The organism is Rhodocytophaga rosea (assembly GCF_010119975.1).
In the GTDB taxonomy this organism is placed as follows: Bacteria; Bacteroidota; Bacteroidia; order Cytophagales; family 172606-1; genus Rhodocytophaga; species Rhodocytophaga rosea.
The window spans coordinates 4,984,201-5,001,801 of sequence record NZ_CP048222.1 but is presented as its reverse complement, the minus strand read 5'-3'; the positions used below and the strand labels follow the sequence as shown (position 1 = coordinate 5,001,801).

Annotated in this window: 12 protein-coding genes; all 12 read right to left on the bottom strand. The window is 40.1% G+C overall.

The features are described from left to right. The 12 genes from GXP67_RS20715 to GXP67_RS20660 all read right to left on the bottom strand — a co-directional run bounded on the left by GXP67_RS20715 (position 1) and on the right by GXP67_RS20660 (position 17,551). The gene (locus GXP67_RS20715) at positions 1–1,245 is read right to left on the bottom strand and encodes a PQQ-like beta-propeller repeat protein (RefSeq protein ID WP_162444895.1); all 1,245 of its coding nucleotides are present in this window, start codon (positions 1,243–1,245) and stop codon (positions 1–3) included. Positions 1,246–1,253: 8 nt separating this feature from the next. After that, positions 1,254–2,342: a porin family protein gene (locus GXP67_RS20710; RefSeq protein ID WP_162444894.1), complete on the bottom strand. Its 1,089-nt coding sequence runs from the start codon at positions 2,340–2,342 to the stop codon at positions 1,254–1,256. A gap of 15 nt (positions 2,343–2,357) precedes the next feature. Further along, positions 2,358–5,480: an nSTAND1 domain-containing NTPase gene (locus tag GXP67_RS20705; protein ID WP_162444893.1), complete on the bottom strand. Its 3,123-nt coding sequence runs from the start codon at positions 5,478–5,480 to the stop codon at positions 2,358–2,360. Continuing rightward, positions 5,473–6,966, bottom strand: coding sequence for a hypothetical protein (locus GXP67_RS20700; RefSeq protein WP_162444892.1), 1,494 nt, complete (start codon positions 6,964–6,966; stop codon positions 5,473–5,475). Before GXP67_RS20700 ends, GXP67_RS20705 begins: the two co-directional genes overlap by 8 nt. Positions 6,967–6,999: 33 nt before the next feature. Next, positions 7,000–10,191 carry a HEAT repeat domain-containing protein gene (locus GXP67_RS20695; protein WP_162444891.1) on the bottom strand — a complete coding sequence of 1,064 codons (3,192 nt, stop codon included), beginning with the start codon at positions 10,189–10,191 and terminating at the stop codon, positions 7,000–7,002. Positions 10,192–10,465: 274 nt separating this feature from the next. Next, entirely contained in the window at positions 10,466–11,566 is a 1,101-nt protein-coding gene (locus GXP67_RS20690; RefSeq protein ID WP_162444890.1) for a hypothetical protein, read from the bottom strand. A gap of 34 nt (positions 11,567–11,600) precedes the next feature. Then, positions 11,601–12,179: a hypothetical protein gene (locus GXP67_RS20685; RefSeq protein WP_162444889.1), complete on the bottom strand. Its 579-nt coding sequence runs from the start codon at positions 12,177–12,179 to the stop codon at positions 11,601–11,603. Between the two features lie 49 nt (positions 12,180–12,228). After that, positions 12,229–12,780, bottom strand: a complete 552-nt coding sequence (locus GXP67_RS20680) for an RNA polymerase sigma factor (protein ID WP_162444888.1) — start codon at positions 12,778–12,780, stop codon at positions 12,229–12,231. Between the two features lie 316 nt (positions 12,781–13,096). Then, a complete protein-coding gene (locus GXP67_RS20675) occupies positions 13,097–14,728 on the bottom strand; it encodes a sensor histidine kinase (protein ID WP_162444887.1) in 1,632 nt (543 codons plus the stop codon). 324 nt (positions 14,729–15,052) lie between these two features. Then, positions 15,053–15,703 carry an IS630 family transposase gene (locus GXP67_RS20670; protein WP_162447998.1) on the bottom strand — a complete coding sequence of 217 codons (651 nt, stop codon included), beginning with the start codon at positions 15,701–15,703 and terminating at the stop codon, positions 15,053–15,055. Then, positions 15,667–16,098, bottom strand: coding sequence for a helix-turn-helix domain-containing protein (locus GXP67_RS20665; RefSeq protein ID WP_162444886.1), 432 nt, complete (start codon positions 16,096–16,098; stop codon positions 15,667–15,669). Before GXP67_RS20665 ends, GXP67_RS20670 begins: the two co-directional genes overlap by 37 nt. 169 nt (positions 16,099–16,267) lie before the next feature. After that, positions 16,268–17,551, bottom strand: a complete 1,284-nt coding sequence (locus tag GXP67_RS20660) for an amidohydrolase family protein (protein ID WP_162444885.1) — start codon at positions 17,549–17,551, stop codon at positions 16,268–16,270. Positions 17,552–17,601: the final 50 nt, after the last annotated feature.

Genomic DNA, 17,601 nt, shown 5'->3' with positions numbered 1-17,601 from the left:
TCATCTACCGGATATCTCTCCCTTATGATCTGTTTTGATTAAACACATCATAGAATTATTTTCGAAGGTAACAGTGCCAGCAACCAGATAGCCTCCATCAATGGTTTGTCTTACAATAGTACCAGTATCATCAAGCCTGCCGCCAAATGTTTTTGACCATTCTTTTTCGCCTCTACGATTCACTTTAAGCAGATACACATCTTTCTGGCCTGCTCCTTCACTTTCTGTAGAGCCAGTGATGATAAACCCCCCATCTGACGTAGGAGAAATAGACCTGCCTTCTTCATTTTTCTCTCCTCCATAAGTATTACTCCACCATTCTGTACCATCTTCAAACAGGCATACTACATACACATCTGTATTAGCATTAGCTGTATTTACAGTATTAGTAGTACCTACCACAATAAAACCACCGCTTACCAGTTGAATATCTATTCCGGTTTCAGTATTCTCCCGTCCATAATTCCTATCCCATAATACATACCCTTCAGGTTTGGTCAATGTTACCCGCATATCCGAGCTACCAGAAGTATTGCCGGTACGGTTTCTGTATTCAGAGCCACACCATACCAGATTTCCTGAATTAGTGATTTGAACTGAACCAACATCATCTTTCAGATTGGTAAGGCCATAGTTTCTTTCCCATTCTTTGGTCCCATCTGCTGTAGTCTTTACGATGTACATATCTGTGCTTTCATCTGCACCTATACTATTGCCGATTAATAAAAAACCACCATCAGGTGTTTTCTTTAAAGAATAGGCTTCTTCATTGCGGTCAGAACGGCCAAAAGTTTTCGACCATAGTTCATTTCCATCTTTATCTGTTTTCAATAAATTCAGGTCTGAAAAGCCATCTTTCTGAGTAGAATGACCTAAAAAAACATATTCCCCATCCGGCAAAACTTCAAGGTCTTTTCCCTTATCTTTCCCGGTATCGCCAAATGTTTTATGCCATATTTTATTACCGTTTTCATCTGTCCGGAATACATACATATCTGTGCTGCCATTGCCAAAGGAAGTAGTAGTACCAATGCTGATAAACCCGCCATCCGGAGTTTGTTCGGCTGCATACACTTCCTCTGTATCAAACCCACCAAAAAATTTAATAAACAATCCGGATTGGTCTGGCCGGGCATCTTGGTCTGTTTTGCAGGCATATAGCAGTACACAGCATATAAGGTATAAGCTGTTTTTTACAAACAACTTAGCTGTATCGCAACAAACCATACAAAATATTACTTTCATATCAGGGGTTAATTAGCAGGTTGGGCTACTGTAGTGTTTACTTCCAGTTTTTGTTTTACATTCTTTTTTGGCCTGAATACTGGAATAACATATCCTACTGAAACAGAAAAAGCATTTAGTCTTATATCATTATCCATGTAGCCGTATTTATACACAAGTTCGGTATTGGTATAGCGATTCTTGGGTTTTACAGCATTTAAGAGTCCGAAAGAATATCTAACATCTACAATCATTATATTTTTACCTCTGGTATAGGTTACTCCCCCTCCTAGAATTGCATTGTAGTTCAATCTTCTTCGCTGTGTATTTAAGTTGATGCTTGGGCCAGTTACCTGCTTTTTCAATTCTATATCATTCGTCTGGTCTATTCTGCTCACATTCGCCATTGCATTGAGCAAAACATCTGCAGAAAATCCTCCTTGTACAAAAGGACGGAGCCATTTATCATTTTTCGGTGAATAAGAAGCAAGCACTGGCAATTCGATATGGGTTTGTTTTTCATTAAAACTAAGGGCTTCGTACCCAAACAAATTGTTTTTATAGGCGTAATTCTTACCTGATAAGTATATCTCAGTATTTATGGTAATTTTTGAATGAATGGGAAAACCAACAGCAGCGCCTACCCGGTAACCCAGTACTGTGTGATAACTATAATTAACTTCTTTGGTATTATCCGGACTAAAATTTTTCAGCACTTGAATAAACGATACATTGGTGCCTATTTTGGGCGAAATTAAATAAAATGGCCTGGTACGAAATTGATTATAGAGGTTAATGAATTCAGTAGGATCTACTGCTTCATTTATTTTATAATAATGATTTAGCCGCAGAAAGGAGAGCATGGTATTTTCAGCATTCTGCGATTCATTCAGGTACAAATGCGTAAGCGTCAGCAGGCGGTAGGCCTGTGATTTTTCCTCGTCGGTAAACCCTTCCTTTAAACAATCTGCTAAAATAGAAGGCACCTCGTCGGCACGGCCTTCATAGTACGCAATCTGTGCCTTAATCAATGTCTGGCTACATGTATTTTGTGCCATTACTATGGATGATAGCAGCAAGAATAATCCGGTCAGTAAAGTTTTACCTATCCTATACATGTTTTGAATACTTAGTTATTGATTTATAATTCCCTCGCCAGCAGGTAAAACTGGGCATGTTTTCTCGTAAGGGACGTCTGTAACTTCCGCTACAAACTGCTCCCATTCTTTCTTACTCATATTCCGTTTGGTTTTGCCGCAAATCATATCCGCCAGAGTTTTAGCGTTGGTCGGCCAGATGCGCACAAAACTATCACGGCAGCCAGCCAGCAATTTATCATTGTCGGCAGAGAAGGCTACTGACCACACCCAATCCGGATGATCTTTCAGTACAATAGGCAGATTTGCCCATTTACTTGTATTCCATAGGCGAACTGTTTTGTCCCAGCTGCCAGTCGCTAATTTTTTATCATCCCAGCTGAAACTCACATTGTTGATTCGGGCAGAATGGCCTACTAAAGTGCTTATCAGTTCCTGCTTTTTTACATCCCATACTTTTACTATACCCTTGGTATCTCCTACTGCCAGTAATTGCCCATCCTGGCTGAAAGAAATAGCTGTAATAGGTTCTTTGTTTTGAAACAGCATAGACTCTGCCCCATTTTTATCCAGATTCAGCATAATAACCTGGCCTGCCTGGTTGCCTAAGGCAACAGTGTTATGTACTGGGCTTACGGCTATGGTATTAATTTTGGAAGTTGCTCTATACAGTTGATTAAATGCTTTAAAATCATAATGATATACTGAGGAAGAATCTGAGAAAACAAGCCCCTGATCAGCCTGGGTATAGGATAAAAACCAAATCAGCCGGGAAGGTATCTTTATTTTCTGTGGAGGATTATCGAGCCTGCTTAAATTATATATTTTGATAAATGAAAACTCACCTCCGCCAGCCAGCCATTTATTATCACGGCTCAAAGCCAGGGTACGTACAATAGAATTCTTTTCCTGATCTAAAGAAGTATATGTTTTTTCAGGATTTTCTATATCCCAGCGGAGTATTTTGCCATCGCTTCCGGCAGAGTACACATAATTGCCGGTATTGGCAGAAATCAGGCTTCGAACGTTATCAGAATGTCCTTTCAGATTGTTAAAAGATTCATCCTTCGATTTCTTTACTGCATAATATAACCCTTCATAAATATAAGGATCATCCTCCTTGCCTCCATACTGGGCATTAAACGCATATGCCTGGCCGGAAGTAAGTAGTTTTAGATCCATATCTATAACCTGCAATGATTTTACGGCCATCGCCTGCGCAATAGAGAGCAGGCGCGATTGATAAGCATTATTTTTTTCCTTGATGGCAATGCTTGTTTGCTCTTTGGCTACCCGTTCGTTATCTTCTGCTCTCACCCGTTCTTCCTGGGCAATTTTTTGCTGCTTCAAGGCTTCCTGCTCGCTCAACTCCGCTTTCAATCTTTCTTGCTGGGCAATCTGCTCACTTTCACGGGCAAGTTGTTCCTGTTCCTTGGCTTTGGCCCGTTGCTGCTCAGCAAAGATTCGCTGGTTTTTGGCATTTCTTTCACTAATCAAGGCCAGACGTGTTTGAACTTTTGCTTTCTGTTCGTTTTTTCTGGCTATCTCTGCCTGCTCTTTTGCTCTGATCTGCTGGGTAATAGCAAAAATCAAAAAGCCAACCGAAATAATGGCAAAAAGGCCCAAAATCAATGCTACCGCCCGGGCTCTCCGTAACGCCTTCTTTTGAAGAATCTCTTTGCTGCGTTGTTCGGTTTCGTAACTTTTCTTACTGAATTCCAGAAAAGCCATTACCCGTTCAAAAGCAGGATCATAACGTTGTGCCCATTGTAGTGTGGGTTTTTGCTTGAGTTGCCAGTTAAGTGCCAGCTGTAAATCTGGTGGCCGCCATAAACCTGCCTGCCCTACCTGGTATTTTGCCGAAGCTTCTGCTAGCCGTAAGTACATCCGTATTCCTTCCGCTTCCTCTTCCACCCACTTTTTCAGCCGCAGCCAGATACGCATTAAACTTTCGTGCGAAATATCTATAATGGAATCGCTGTGAAGAACAACTCCGGCATGCGGAGTTAATAATGCCCGGCCAGGTTCTCTAAACTTATCAATTATTTTAATAACGTCTTCTTCGCTAGCATCGGCTATAGAGGCTATTTCAGCAAGCCGGGTAGGTCTTCGGATACCATTAACATCCCCACCTTTGTCGGTTAATGATTTAAACAGGGTTTCACATAGCCTTTTTTGCTTGTCGTTTAACTCACTGTAGGCTTCATCAGCATGCTGGGAAAGTGCTCCTTCCATCCGGCCAATGGCTTCATAATGCTGCACATCAATGGGTTCATTATCCCGATGCACAGTAGCCCAGTAGCTCCAGGTTCGCATAAGTGCATGTTGCATAATAGGCAACTGATCCGCATTGTCTCCTAGATCATCGAGTAATTGCTGCATCAGCCTGGGTGCAATCTTTGCTCCGCCTACCGCTACTGGTCCTGTAATAGCAAGACTCTTTTGTTCCCTGGTCATCTGCGGAAGCAGATAATAACTCTCATTGATTTTTTCGGTGAGGTTAGGAAAATAAGCACATTCTCCTATAAAATCTGACCGCATGGTGATAACTACATAGATAGGCAGATTTTTATTTTGGATAGCCTCAATCAGCAACTCAATATAAGCTACTGCTTCATTCTCTGCATCTTTGCCATCTTCTCCCTTTTTGAACCGGAAAAGCTCCTCAAACTGGTCAACGATCAACAGGAAATTTTTATCAGCAGACTCATGCTGCGAAATCGCCTCTACCAGTCCCTGGGAATGGGTACGTAGCAAGGTGGCAATCAGGGTCTTTTTAACAAACTTATCTTCCTCACTGGCCTGTTGATAGGATAATTCTTCGGTGGCTAAGGCTTCTGCCAGGTTATCTACCGGAGATTTGCCAGGCCTAGTACTAATTACTTTCCATCCGTTACCTGAGCTTTCAATAAATCCGCCATATAAAATAGGAATAATGCCACAATAGATAAATGAAGATTTACCACTACCCGAAGGACCTATAATAGACACAAATCTGTTCCGGGCAAGCTTCAGCAATACCTCTTCGCTTTGTCCTTCACGACCGAAAAATAGATGACTTTCATGTATGCTAAAAGGCCGGAGTCCAGGGAAAGGATTGATTATTTCCTTTCCTGTCTGTGTACGGTTATCTATTATATCTTGTATATTTCTATCCATGCTTCTCTTGCGCCTGCGCAATAAAATGAGCTAATAAAGTATCTATATACAATTCCCAGTTGGAAACCACTGAAAATCCGTTACTTTCATAAAATGACTTATCTATGATGGTATCTTTTTGAGTGAAAATCACTTTTTCCAGAATGGGTTTTGACCGTCCATAGCCAGGTGCTTTCAACACATCGATTGCCTTCATTCGAAGCCACTGCTCGTCTGCTTTATGTTTATAAATAATGATGATATCTGCAGTAGCAAGCTTTTCCAGATGAATCTGACGAATGTGCAGCCTGTCTGCTTCAAATACTGGCTGGGAGAGCCTTATTTCTTTGGTTTGTAACTGGCTTATAATGGAGACTATCTCTTTACTGTCAGGTTTATCATAGATCATATAGACATCCATACGGTGGGCAACACTTGCCGGACGCTTCATATCTCTGGAAGATGTTTCTGTTAACTCTTCCCAAATAGCTGATTTGAAATTTTCCAAAGAAGTCTGAAAAACTTCTGCGCCTTCCAGGGTTTGAAAATGGCGACCTGATTCCTGCTGCAAATACTTCCGCATCTGCGGAATGTGCCCCTCTCCCGGAGAAAGCCAGATCAATCTTGAAAAGGCAGGATCTTGACTTGTATCACCAGTTCTGGTTGATTGAGTCCGGCTATGCTCTACAGCAAACTTATTTTGCAGTTCCACAATAGACCGGCCATTACCGCTGAATATTTCCGTATAAGAATCTCCTACCAGATGAATGGATAATTTACATCTGGCCAGATCTTTACGGACCATTGTTTCCATATCCTGTACATTCTCTGGCAATTTGTGCTCAGGTAATACTTTAAATCCATACTTCTGCAAATCCCGCTTGATAATATGGCGTTCTACCATCAAATCAGCACTGGTTTCAGCCAGATAAATTGCATTACCCGAAGTTTCTATTTTCTCCACAGGTGACTCTACCGGATTATGCAGTGAAGACAGCGTTTCATACAGGTCATAAATCAGGTCTGCCAGCTCCAGCCGGACTTCCTTGGTTAGGTTGGCCTGGTTAAAATCATGAATCTCAGTTGCTTCTCCATGAGATGCTGGGGCATATAGATTATATCCCGGCAGAGATTTTAGGGATTTGAGCTCTCCATCAACTTTAATGGGGTATTTAATGACTTTGAAAATACGTTTGTTAGCCGCTGATTGTTCAGGATCAGAAAACCTCAATACAGCATCAATCTGCGCCAGATTTTTCAGGCATACCATGGATTGTAAGTAAGCCGGAGACAATACACAAATAAAAACATCCACTTTCGCTAATTGCTGGGCAGATAAAGGTTCCTGCTCCGAATACTGCATAAAGTCCAGTTTCGCCTCAAACAGACGGTTGAGCATTTTTTCAAGAAACTGCTGGAAACCACTTATCCAATTCCTTTCCCCATGTTCTATAGGTGTGGAATCAGAAGTAGTGTAACTGATACATATCTGGTAGTTGTCTGCCATATAATTTCTGTGCTGAACTAATTTTTTGTCTAATCAGGCAAATACTTCTTCGGCCGGTATTCTTTTGTTGCTGTTTAAATTTTCTAAAAACTGCTGCATTAATTTGGGCTGTGAAGCCATTACTCTGTAAAATTTTTCTTTGTCTATGCTGTATAATTCTGTATCCTCACGGGCGATTACTTTATAAGCATGTACATCCGAATCCAGGATAATTGATTCACCTACTAGTTCACTGATGCCTGACTGCCAGAATTCTCCGCCCTGGCTATGCCATTCTACCAGACCACTCAATACCAGATAAATTGGAGTATTGCCACTTTTCCCTGGCGTGATAATAAAATCTCCCTGCTTAAACTGCTCTATTGTAATAGCACCTGCCAGCTCCGATAACAGAATCCCTGGTAATCCTCTGAAGGCCCTGGTTTGCTTGAGAAATATAATTTGATACACCATTAAGCCTGCCTGTATATTTGCATAAGTTGAGTTTATCAATGACCCGGTAATTCTGTTTAATTCCTGCTTTGCCTGAACAGATAATCTATTTTGCAACTCCAGGTAAGCCAATGGTTTCATTTTATGAATAGCCCAGGCAGCAGTCTCTCTCAACAACATATCCGGATTGAATATATGGGCTGCCAAGTCATGGGTAACCGGCATATCTGGGGTGGCGGCAATGGAATACATGGCACAAGCTTTTGTCCACCGGTTCATAGAGTTATAATCCCGGTTGATAATGTGCAGCAACACTTCTTTAGAGGAAAGAGTCTCTCTGGGAAAATGTGCCTGGTAAATGCTTACTTCTTCAGAGGCTGGTATGTCATCCAGTAAAGGGAAAAGGATAGTCTTTAAATTCTTATCTATAAATACATCCAGAAGTTCTAGTGCATATACTTTTCCTTCACTAGTACCGCTTTCAATGTTTTGCTTTACCAGCCGGATAGATTCCGGATTATAAATAAGGGAAAGCAACATAAATACACGGTCGAAGTTATATACCATTTCTTCTTCGAGGGCAGTTTTCAAATGCTCATTATAATAAACTTCTTCCAGTTCAAGCAAAGCTGCCTGGTTCCAGGCAGCTTTGCTCAATTCTGTTTCCAGCAACCGATGCACAATTGTCATTTTTTCGGCCATTGCCTGAAACTGACAGTTTCCCAGAGAGATGAGCACTTCATTCTCAATTCTGGCATCCGGATACTCTATTTTGTCCCATAGCAGTTCAATCGCTTTTTCTCCGCCAATCTGCCCGTATATATGGATGATTTTCTGTAAGATACTTGTATTGTGGCTGGCCTTATGAAAAACCAGTTCCAGTACCGGCAATACGTCAGGTCCACATTCGGTAAGCGCCATGGATGCAGCATAGCTATGTGTAGGAGAAGCCAGAAAATCTATCAGCATAGGCCATGTTTCCGGCATTTTCGATTTTCTTGCCGTTGCCAAAGCTGCTTTTCTGACAGTAATATCCGGATCTCGTAATAATTCAAGCAGAATAAACACATTATCTGAATTGATTACCTGTTCCAAGAGTTGTACTGCCGTTAGCCGTTCTGAAATATCTTTCGACTTGGCCAGCTTCTGAATAGAGGAAATACCAAATGAATTGAATTTTATTTTGTTATTTCCTATTACTAACGCTGCATTCTTTGTATTACCTTCCTCTTCTACTGTTCCATTCAAATTGGCATCCACTGAATTTCCGGTTTGAATCACTACATCTATCAATAAGCTTTTAGCCTTATTTTTTACATAGTTCTTTACTTCAGGAGCGCTGTCTTCAGGGAAATCTGCCAGGACTTGTTCAAACAGGTTAGGTTCCATTCTCTCTATGAGTTTTAGGGCAGTAATTACCTGTGCCGGATGGTCACTTTTTAGTTCATTAGCCAGAATATCGGTAACCAGATGAATATGTTTGGGGGTAGTAATTTTGCTTTCTTTCAGGTTTTCTAATGTATGTTCGAGTGTTTGCCTGTAATAGCTATATAATTTAGATGTTACAAACAGCCAGCAGAAAACGATCGGAATGAGCAGATATGTGAAATAGATTAGTTCCATCACGGCCAGGGTATCCAGCAGCCATAACAAGCTGCCGGCAATCAATCCGGCAAACATGGTAACGACACCTTCGATTCTTGCTTGAATATTAAATCTGATTGTAGAATCCAGCGGCAGAAAATATAGCTTGAAAGTAGGATTATCGATGGCTTCTTTCAGCGATACAGTGAACAATTTACCTAAAGCAATTGCCAGGAAAAAGATAATAAAAGTTTCAGATTGCTTGCCGTATCCCAGATAAAATCCAATAATAGCCGAGAAGAAAGTGAATAAACATAACAGCACAGGGTTAATGAGTAAACTTACCTTCAACCCATACATAGTAATAATTCTGTCTGTTACAAAATTCTGTATGAGGAAGTTAAAAACAACAATAGTACCTGTAAAAATACTGATGAACTTAGCCAGGTTACCTGGGTCTGGAAATTGTTTAGCCGTTACAGCCAGAAATGAATAATTAACAAAAAACAGGCATACCATTGAAATATTCACAAATATAGCCATCCATACAATGTAAGGACTTCGGATAAAGCCAATAAATGTGGATGATTTATGTTGGGTGTACTGTTGGTTGCTATTCATGTTATACTTCCAGTTCACGACCAGTAACATTACAAAAATCATGGTAGCACTGGCAGAACTTAACCAGAATAAATCGGTTGGTTCACTCAGAAAGGAAATAATAAAAGGAATGGCAAATAAGGCAATAATAGAAGCCAGAAGTTGTCCGCTGTCTATGCGGCTGATGATTTTTTTAGATTCCCTTAAATTGAATAAGCGGCCAAATACCCCCCAGAAAATCAGCAGTACGACTGCATTAAAAGGGCCAATACAAACAAATGCGCTAAAAATAAGTAAATCCGTATTTTCTACAGAATCAAATCCAAGCCGGATGGCTGTAATGGTAAGCAGAATAATCACGATAAACGAACCAGCCACCATTTGAAATGGCAAACGGTTCTGGAAATAAGCAAAGAGATAGGTAAAAATCATACCTAGTATACCAGATGCTACAATCGCTTTAGGTAAATAGGCTTGTTCTTCAAAACGGTTCAGAAACAGAGTGCTTGCCCCAACATCCAGGGTTGCATTAAAAATACCAATAAAAAACCCAATCGTCAGCACCAGAAATATCCGGCCCGATTCTGAGGATTGTTCTAAGGTTTTCATATCTGGTATTTATGGGATATAAATGAAAAAATCTAAAGCGACTATCACGTAATTTATATAGCCAGCAGTAATACCAGAAATCAAGTGTCTTATTATGCCAAAGCCTGATGTAAGATTAAATTAGATAAGATGTGTAATTGATTAATTTATAACAGGAGTGCATAAATTCAAACGTTGTTACCATAATGGTGACACCTTTTATAATTTACAAAAAAGCCCTCGTCTGTATTGACGGGGCTTTGGAATTTTAGCAGGAGTAAAGTAGTTTCCGGATTTAATCTTCCTGTTCGAATTTTACACTACCATATCTGGAGGCAATTTTCACCATACCCTGCGCATTCGATTTGCCATATTTGCCTTCATATTTGCTGGAAGTGTTGCGTTTTTCTACCACTTTGTATACCACCTGGTCTTTATCTACCTGCAAATCGGCATATTGCAAGTCTACATCAAAATTGAAAGAAGCATTCTTGGCAAAGTTCAGATCGAAAGAACTATAATTACCATCCAGGGTGATAGAATTGAACTTGGGCGAAATATTCCCAATTTTAAATCCGCTGCAATACCGCAGGTTCAGATCCAGTTTGTCAGCTAGTGAACCGATGCGGAAACCTGAGTATCCGGAGGAACCTTCTACGGCATTTACAGAGCCAATCTCAACCGAACCATATTTACTCTCCATAGTTAAGTTGCCTGCCCGGGAAATATTGATGTCTGAATAGCTGTTGTTCAAGTCCAGTTTGTCAGTTTCTTCCAGAGTTAATTTGGAATATGCTAGGTCCAGAGAGCCTTGTTTAAGCTGTGCAATACTGTTACTGCCCGAACCATAAGCTAGTTTGACTGTATTTTCACCACTTAACCTGCCTAACTTCATACTGCCGTAACTTAACGATATATCGCCATTGCCACTGTAATCAGCCAGGTACATATCGCCATACATATTCTTTACCTGCAAAGGGTTCTTTTTAGGCATAGAAACAGTGTAATTAATGGTATATCCGCTTTTTTTACCCCAGTTATTATTTCCTGAGTTCTTTCCGATGCGGGTTTTAAAGCTGATCAATCCGCCTGTTTTTTCTTCATCTACTGTAATCATATCCAGAATCTCCTGTGCGCGGCTATCGGAAGAAGCTCTGGCTAAGATCTCAATATTGACTGTAATTTCATTTTTATCCCAGGTATTAATGTGTACCTTCCCATACCGGTTATCAATCGCTAGTTTATCGGAAGCGCTTACATTAAAGGAACGGCTTATTTTTTTGCTTAATTCACTGTCGTAACTATATATTGTGTACTGACTCTCACTATGTTTTAATTCTTCCTCTGCGCTGGCCAGTAAAGCGCTGGGAGCTTGTAGTTGTGCGTGAGCAGACATACCCAATAAAAGGGTTATGCTTGCCAATATTAATTTATGCCTGAACTTTTTCATGTTTCGTTTCCTGTTTTATTTTCCTGATTTCTTCTAAAGTATTGAGTTGCTGATTGAGTATTTCCATGCGTAGTTGCAGATTCTGGATCATGGCATCCATAATTTGCTCTTTGTTTGGCGTAGTCAATAATTCTGTTTTCAGCCTGGCATACGCCGAATCCAGACCTGCTATATCTTGCTGCAAATTTTCATTGACACCGAGTGATTTGAGATCGAAACTACCCATCTGTGTTTTTCTCTCATTGATGAGTGAAGTATAATATCTTTCTACTTCTGCCATTTGTGGCGCAATTTTTTCCAGGGAAGCAGTTGTAGTTGGCGGGGTAACCAGACCGTCGGTATTAGTTGGGATATATTGCCTGATGACAAAAACCGCGGCAATCAACAAAACCACTGCGGCCGCATATTGCCACATACGGGCATAGGTCAGGGAAATAACCCTGGCTGTTTTTTTTTGGGGCAGCTCCTTGCTAATGTCCTGCCATAAATCCGGACGGGGTTCAAAGGAATCAAATTCCTCCCGGTGTTCATTAATAAAATCTTTTAATTTATCTTCCATGACGATGTATTCAAATAAAAAGTGGGTATAAAGTTTTCATGCTTGCGTGTTAGTTATGTTCATTTTTTATGAGTTCGAGTAATTTTTTTCTGGCCCGGCTGTACTGCGATTTGGAAGTTGCTTCTGTGATCTGCAATATTTCTGCGATTTCGCCATGATCATAGCCCTCCAGCAAGTACAGCGATAATACGGCCCTGTAACCATCCGGCAGTTTTTGTATCGCTTTCCGGACAGAAGCTACCTGGTACTGCATATCCTCATTATCCGCAGATTCAGTGGTTTCAGCATAATCCCGGTCATCAATTGCAATCAGGGACAGCCTCCTTTTCTTAACCAGGCCAATTGCCTTATTCACCACAATGGTTTTGAGCCAGCTTCCGAAAGTTGAATCTCCTCTGAAATTGTGTATGTTCTGAAAAGCATTCAGAAAAGATTCCTGCAATACATCTTCCGCTTCTGCATAATCGTTGGTAATGCGCATCGCCACGTTAAACATGGCTTTGGAATACAACTTATACAGTTCGTACTGGGCTTTTTTATCGCCGGCTTTACATCGTTCCACAATGTGCCGGTTAACATCCTGGTATACTAAGGTTTCCAATTTTTACATTTTCAGACTAAAGATTTAAGAAAAATATAAGGGTTGCACGGAAGGGAAAAGATTTATAAGAAAATGAAATAAAATAGTTGAAGCTTCGGTTAGCCTGCCTAAGAGGATTACAGCTACACGAAGAACAATAGTTGCATATAATTCTGTATTACAATAAGTTATGCAAGGAAGCAGAGTCAGATCGGGAGTATTTTATAAGAACTTAATCGAAATTAGAATGATTACATTCCAGTTTACTAAAAAGCTATTATATCTAATTTCTCCATCTAGAATGGGGCATAAAGATAAACTATAAGTTATGAAGAACCTAAATTTGGGATGGAACCGAATGGTTTTTAAAATATATTCTGAAAGTGGTGCCCTGGTTAGGAATACTACTTACTTCAGCCCGTCCTCCTAAGGCAGTAGCCTGCATTTTTACCAGGTATAAACCAAGTCCTTTACCTTCAGTATGCGTATTAAATCGTTTGTACAGTGAAAATACATCCTTGCCATAGGTTTGCAGATCAATTCCAATTCCATTATCGGCTATTTCCAGGCATATAAAATCCTCGGTATTGAAGGTACGTAACTTAAGCTGGAGTTGCCGTTCAGCAGACCTGTATTTCAGCGCATTACTCAGCAGATTAAAAAGGATGCTATCTACATAGGCTTTTACGCTAACCACGGAAGGAGCCTCCTCAAATGAAGTTGTAATTTCACACTGAGCATCCATCATTTCCTTCTCAAGATTGGCCTGGATAAACTTAATTTCTTCGTTGAAATCCACCTTAGAAAGTTGCGCATTAATATTACTTTTTATCTCCAGAATTACATTCAAATCCTTGATAACCCTGTCTAAAGTAGTTACGGAAGAAAGAATATGGTTAATAATGTCTTTTTCTTCTTCCTTCCCCGACACCAGGCGCAATACTTCTCCTAATCCTAAAATCCGGGCAACCGGCGACCGTAAATTATGAGCCGCCGCAAAAGCAAATTGTTCTAACTGCTGATTGTAAGCAATGATCTCTTTTGTTTTTTTCTCAACTTCCGTGGCCAGTCTTTCGTTTTGAGTTAGAATGATTGCCTGCGCCTCGCTTAGTTTCTGGTTCTGCTGGGATAGCATGTCACGCTGAGACGCTATGCTCTGTTGCTGCTGGAGAAGTTCTTCATTCTGGGCAGCTATCTCCATATTCTTTTCATTTAGTGCCTGGTTTTTCTCCTGAATTTCATTGGTGCGTTCCAGCACTTTTTTTTCCAGTTCTTCATTCTGGGCAAATAAAAGCTGTACTCTTTCCGACTCAGCATCTTTCAGTTTAGCTTCCAGCGTGAAGGCTCTGCTGGTATAAAAGGTGGTAAACAACAAGGTAGGAATACAAATAAGAAATAGGCTAAGCTGAATGAGATAGTTATTACGTAAAGCTTGCTCATATTGATAGGTAGCCCGGCTATGGATCTGGTCCTCAAAGGTATGAACATGGCCCGAAAACCGCTCATATTGCAGCCATAAATGGTATCCCTGATCCCGGTCAGCCAGTTGCTTGAATTCAGTTAATTGCCTGTTGTCTACCAGTCTTTTAAAATTCCGGTTCAGATCGGTATAAAAATTAATAGAATCTCTTAGGCGGTAAAACTCAGTGAGCGGATAATTTTGCTGAGACAGCATTTTTTCTAATTTAGAAAGTACTTTTTGCCGTTCGTTAAGCGCTACCTGATATGGATACAAATAGCGCTCATCTTCAAAGAGTGCATAGCTTCTGACGCCCAGATCCAGGTTATGAATTACATCAATGGCTATCTTAGTCAATGCTGCTTTTATCTCTTCGGTTTGCTCCTGCAGGAGCCGGTTATTTTCAATTTCCTGACTATTGCGATAGGTAAAAAAAATATTCAGTGCCAGTAAAATGGTAATGAGTATCGAAGCAAAGGCAAGTAGCCTTCTGCTAAATAGGTGGCTCATGGTATAAGGTCATGAATAATAGAACTACATAAATATCTGCATAATGATACAGTATATGTTTGTATTAAAATATTATAAAAATGGAATAATTTAATACAATAAGCACAAATCCTTTCCGGATAAGCGAGAAATGGGTGTAAGGAATGCCGAAAAAATGTCTGCTTGCGTTGGTTACAGTATTTTTAGAAATACGCTTAAATTAATATAAATATACAATAATGCATGTAAATATACAGAGCATACAAAACGCTAGCGCCTCTCTTGATCTTTCATCATTGAATACCGGCTTATGTTAGTTTTTTATTCTTTATGCACTATAAGTATTCATTCAAAATTAAGTATAAGATTTTCATCTACTACAAGTTCTTTGAAATTAAGTGTGAAGTAGTTTTCAAAGCCTGTGAAGATGGTCTGTAGTGCCTCCCTGAGAGCATCTATAGACAAATAATCTTCTGCTTTCAGCCAATAGTATTTGACCTGCTTCCAAAAGCGCTCGATCCTATTGAGATGAGGGCTATAGGTGGGTAGAAAAAAGATATACAAGCCTTTTTGCTCCCATTCTTCTTTTTTGATTTCCCATCTGCCACCCGTATGCAAAGAAGCATTATCCAGGACTATGACAGTAGGCTTGGTGATAGATGCTGAGAAAGCATCTACACATTGAATAATAAAGTCAGCATTCAAACTTCCACCTTTTTGATAAGTAAGCAACTTATTATCTGTACTTAACAAGCCAAAAACATTTATTCTTGCCCCTTTTTGAGACAAGATAGGAGCATGTTTACCTTTTTTTATCCATCCATAAGGTACACAAGGAGTAAGGCAAAATCCTGATTCATCTCCAAAGTATAATTCTATCCTACCTGTCTGTGCTAAGTAAAGCAAGGTATATAGAGCTTTGCGTTTCTGCTCATATGCTTGCTTATTTTGCAGGGGTTTTACCCACTTACGGAAGCGTTTCCATCTGTAATCAATTTTTTTAAAAACCGCTTCAAGGTCATTTCGCTCATAGCAGTGCCTAACTTTGCTTCTATTTCCTGTTTAGCTACTTTGAGTCTTTGCTTTTCTTTGTCTATACTATTTTCAACTACTTTCACATGAGTAGCATTACTGGTGGTAAGGATAGGTTTTCTGCCTTTCCCTTTTTGATTCTTTAACCCTTCCACACCCTTTTTTTCAAAGTGGTCAAACCACTTGTAGATACTTAGTTCACTTACTTTGAAAATACTTGCTAGGGCTTGTACCTGATAGCCTTGATTGGATAGTAATATAGATTGGCAACGGTTACGCTCCTGATAGCTTTTGCTCTCTTTGTGGATCTCTTCCAAGTCTTGCCTTTGCTTGTCTGTAATATTTTTGATATAGCGCATAAGCAAAGATAACACGAATCAAAATCTTATACTTATTTTTGTTCACTTACTTATACCATAAAAGACCCTGCAAATTACAAATCTACAGGGCCTTTTATTGTAACTTTATTTTATTAAATTCTAAATAATTGATATGCAAACGTTTTTAATAATGACTATTAACCAATGTTTATTCGGAATATTTATCATTAAATCGTTTGTAAAGCCGTTTATGTTTATCGTCTAGAATGATTTGTCTTCCCTGAATAAACGCATGGGTCACCTGATTAGAACGCATATCCAGCAAATCTCCATTTGATACAACCAATGTGGCATCCTTACCTTTTTCCAGGGTTCCTATAGTAGATTCTATACCCAGTATTTTTGCATTGTTTGAAGTTATTAGTTTCAACGCTTCTTCTTTGCTTAACCCATATCCGGCAGTTTGTCCGGCCAGAAAGGGCAGGTTCCGGATTTGCATGGGGCCCTGGTCATAAGTAAGTCCAACCAATACGCCAGCCTGTGTGAGCATAGCTGGTAATTTAAACGGCAAATCTACATCATCTTCCGTCCGGGTGGGTAAGCGGTGCAAGGAAGAAAGCAAAACAGGTACATTATTATCTTTCAGATAATCAATAGCCATCCAGGCATCTTCTCCGCCTACAATCACCACCTTTTTCACCCCATGTCCTTTGGCAAACCCAATTCCCTCAATAATTTCTTTTCCATATCCGGCATGGATGTAGAGATTTTTGCTTCCATCAAATAAACCCTGCATAGATTCTAATTTCAAATTAACCGGAGAAGGTTTTTTCAGTCGGCTATAGGTAAGGGCATCTGCAAAGATACGGTTGAGTTCATCCAGCACTTTCACGCGTTGTTCATTCTTTTTGATAGGTTCTGACTCTCCCCCCTGTGCAAACATAGCAGGCCAGTTCAGGTGAATACCATCATTGGCTCTATAAGCGGCATCTTCCCAGTTCCAGGCATCTAGTTGCACCACCGAAGAAGTACCAGATACAATTCCGCCCTGCGGCACCACCTGTGCCAGTAATACTCCATTAGAACGGGTAGTTGGGATGAGTTCAGAATCTGAGTTATATGCAACCAATGACCGCACATTCGGATTGATAGAACCAACCTCCCTGAAATCGTTGGTCGCTCGAACGGCGCTTACTTCATCTAAACCCAGCCTGGTGTTGGGGGCAATAATTCCCGGATACACATGTTTGCCAGCAATGTTAATTACTTCGCCTGCTGACCCATCAACCGTAGCACCGGAAGTTTCAGATACACTGGTAATTTTTCCGTTTTCAAACGTAATTACCGCATTTTGAATTACCTGGCCATTGCCAATATGAACAGTGCCACCTGTTAATGTGATTCGCTTGGATTGCTTCTTGGCAGGAGATGGCGGCTGAGCCAACACCTGAAGTGAGAGAAATAATATAAATAAGATGGATAAGATTTTCATGGATGGTTTATGATTTTGAATGATAAAATCCGGATTCTGGAATTTGAATG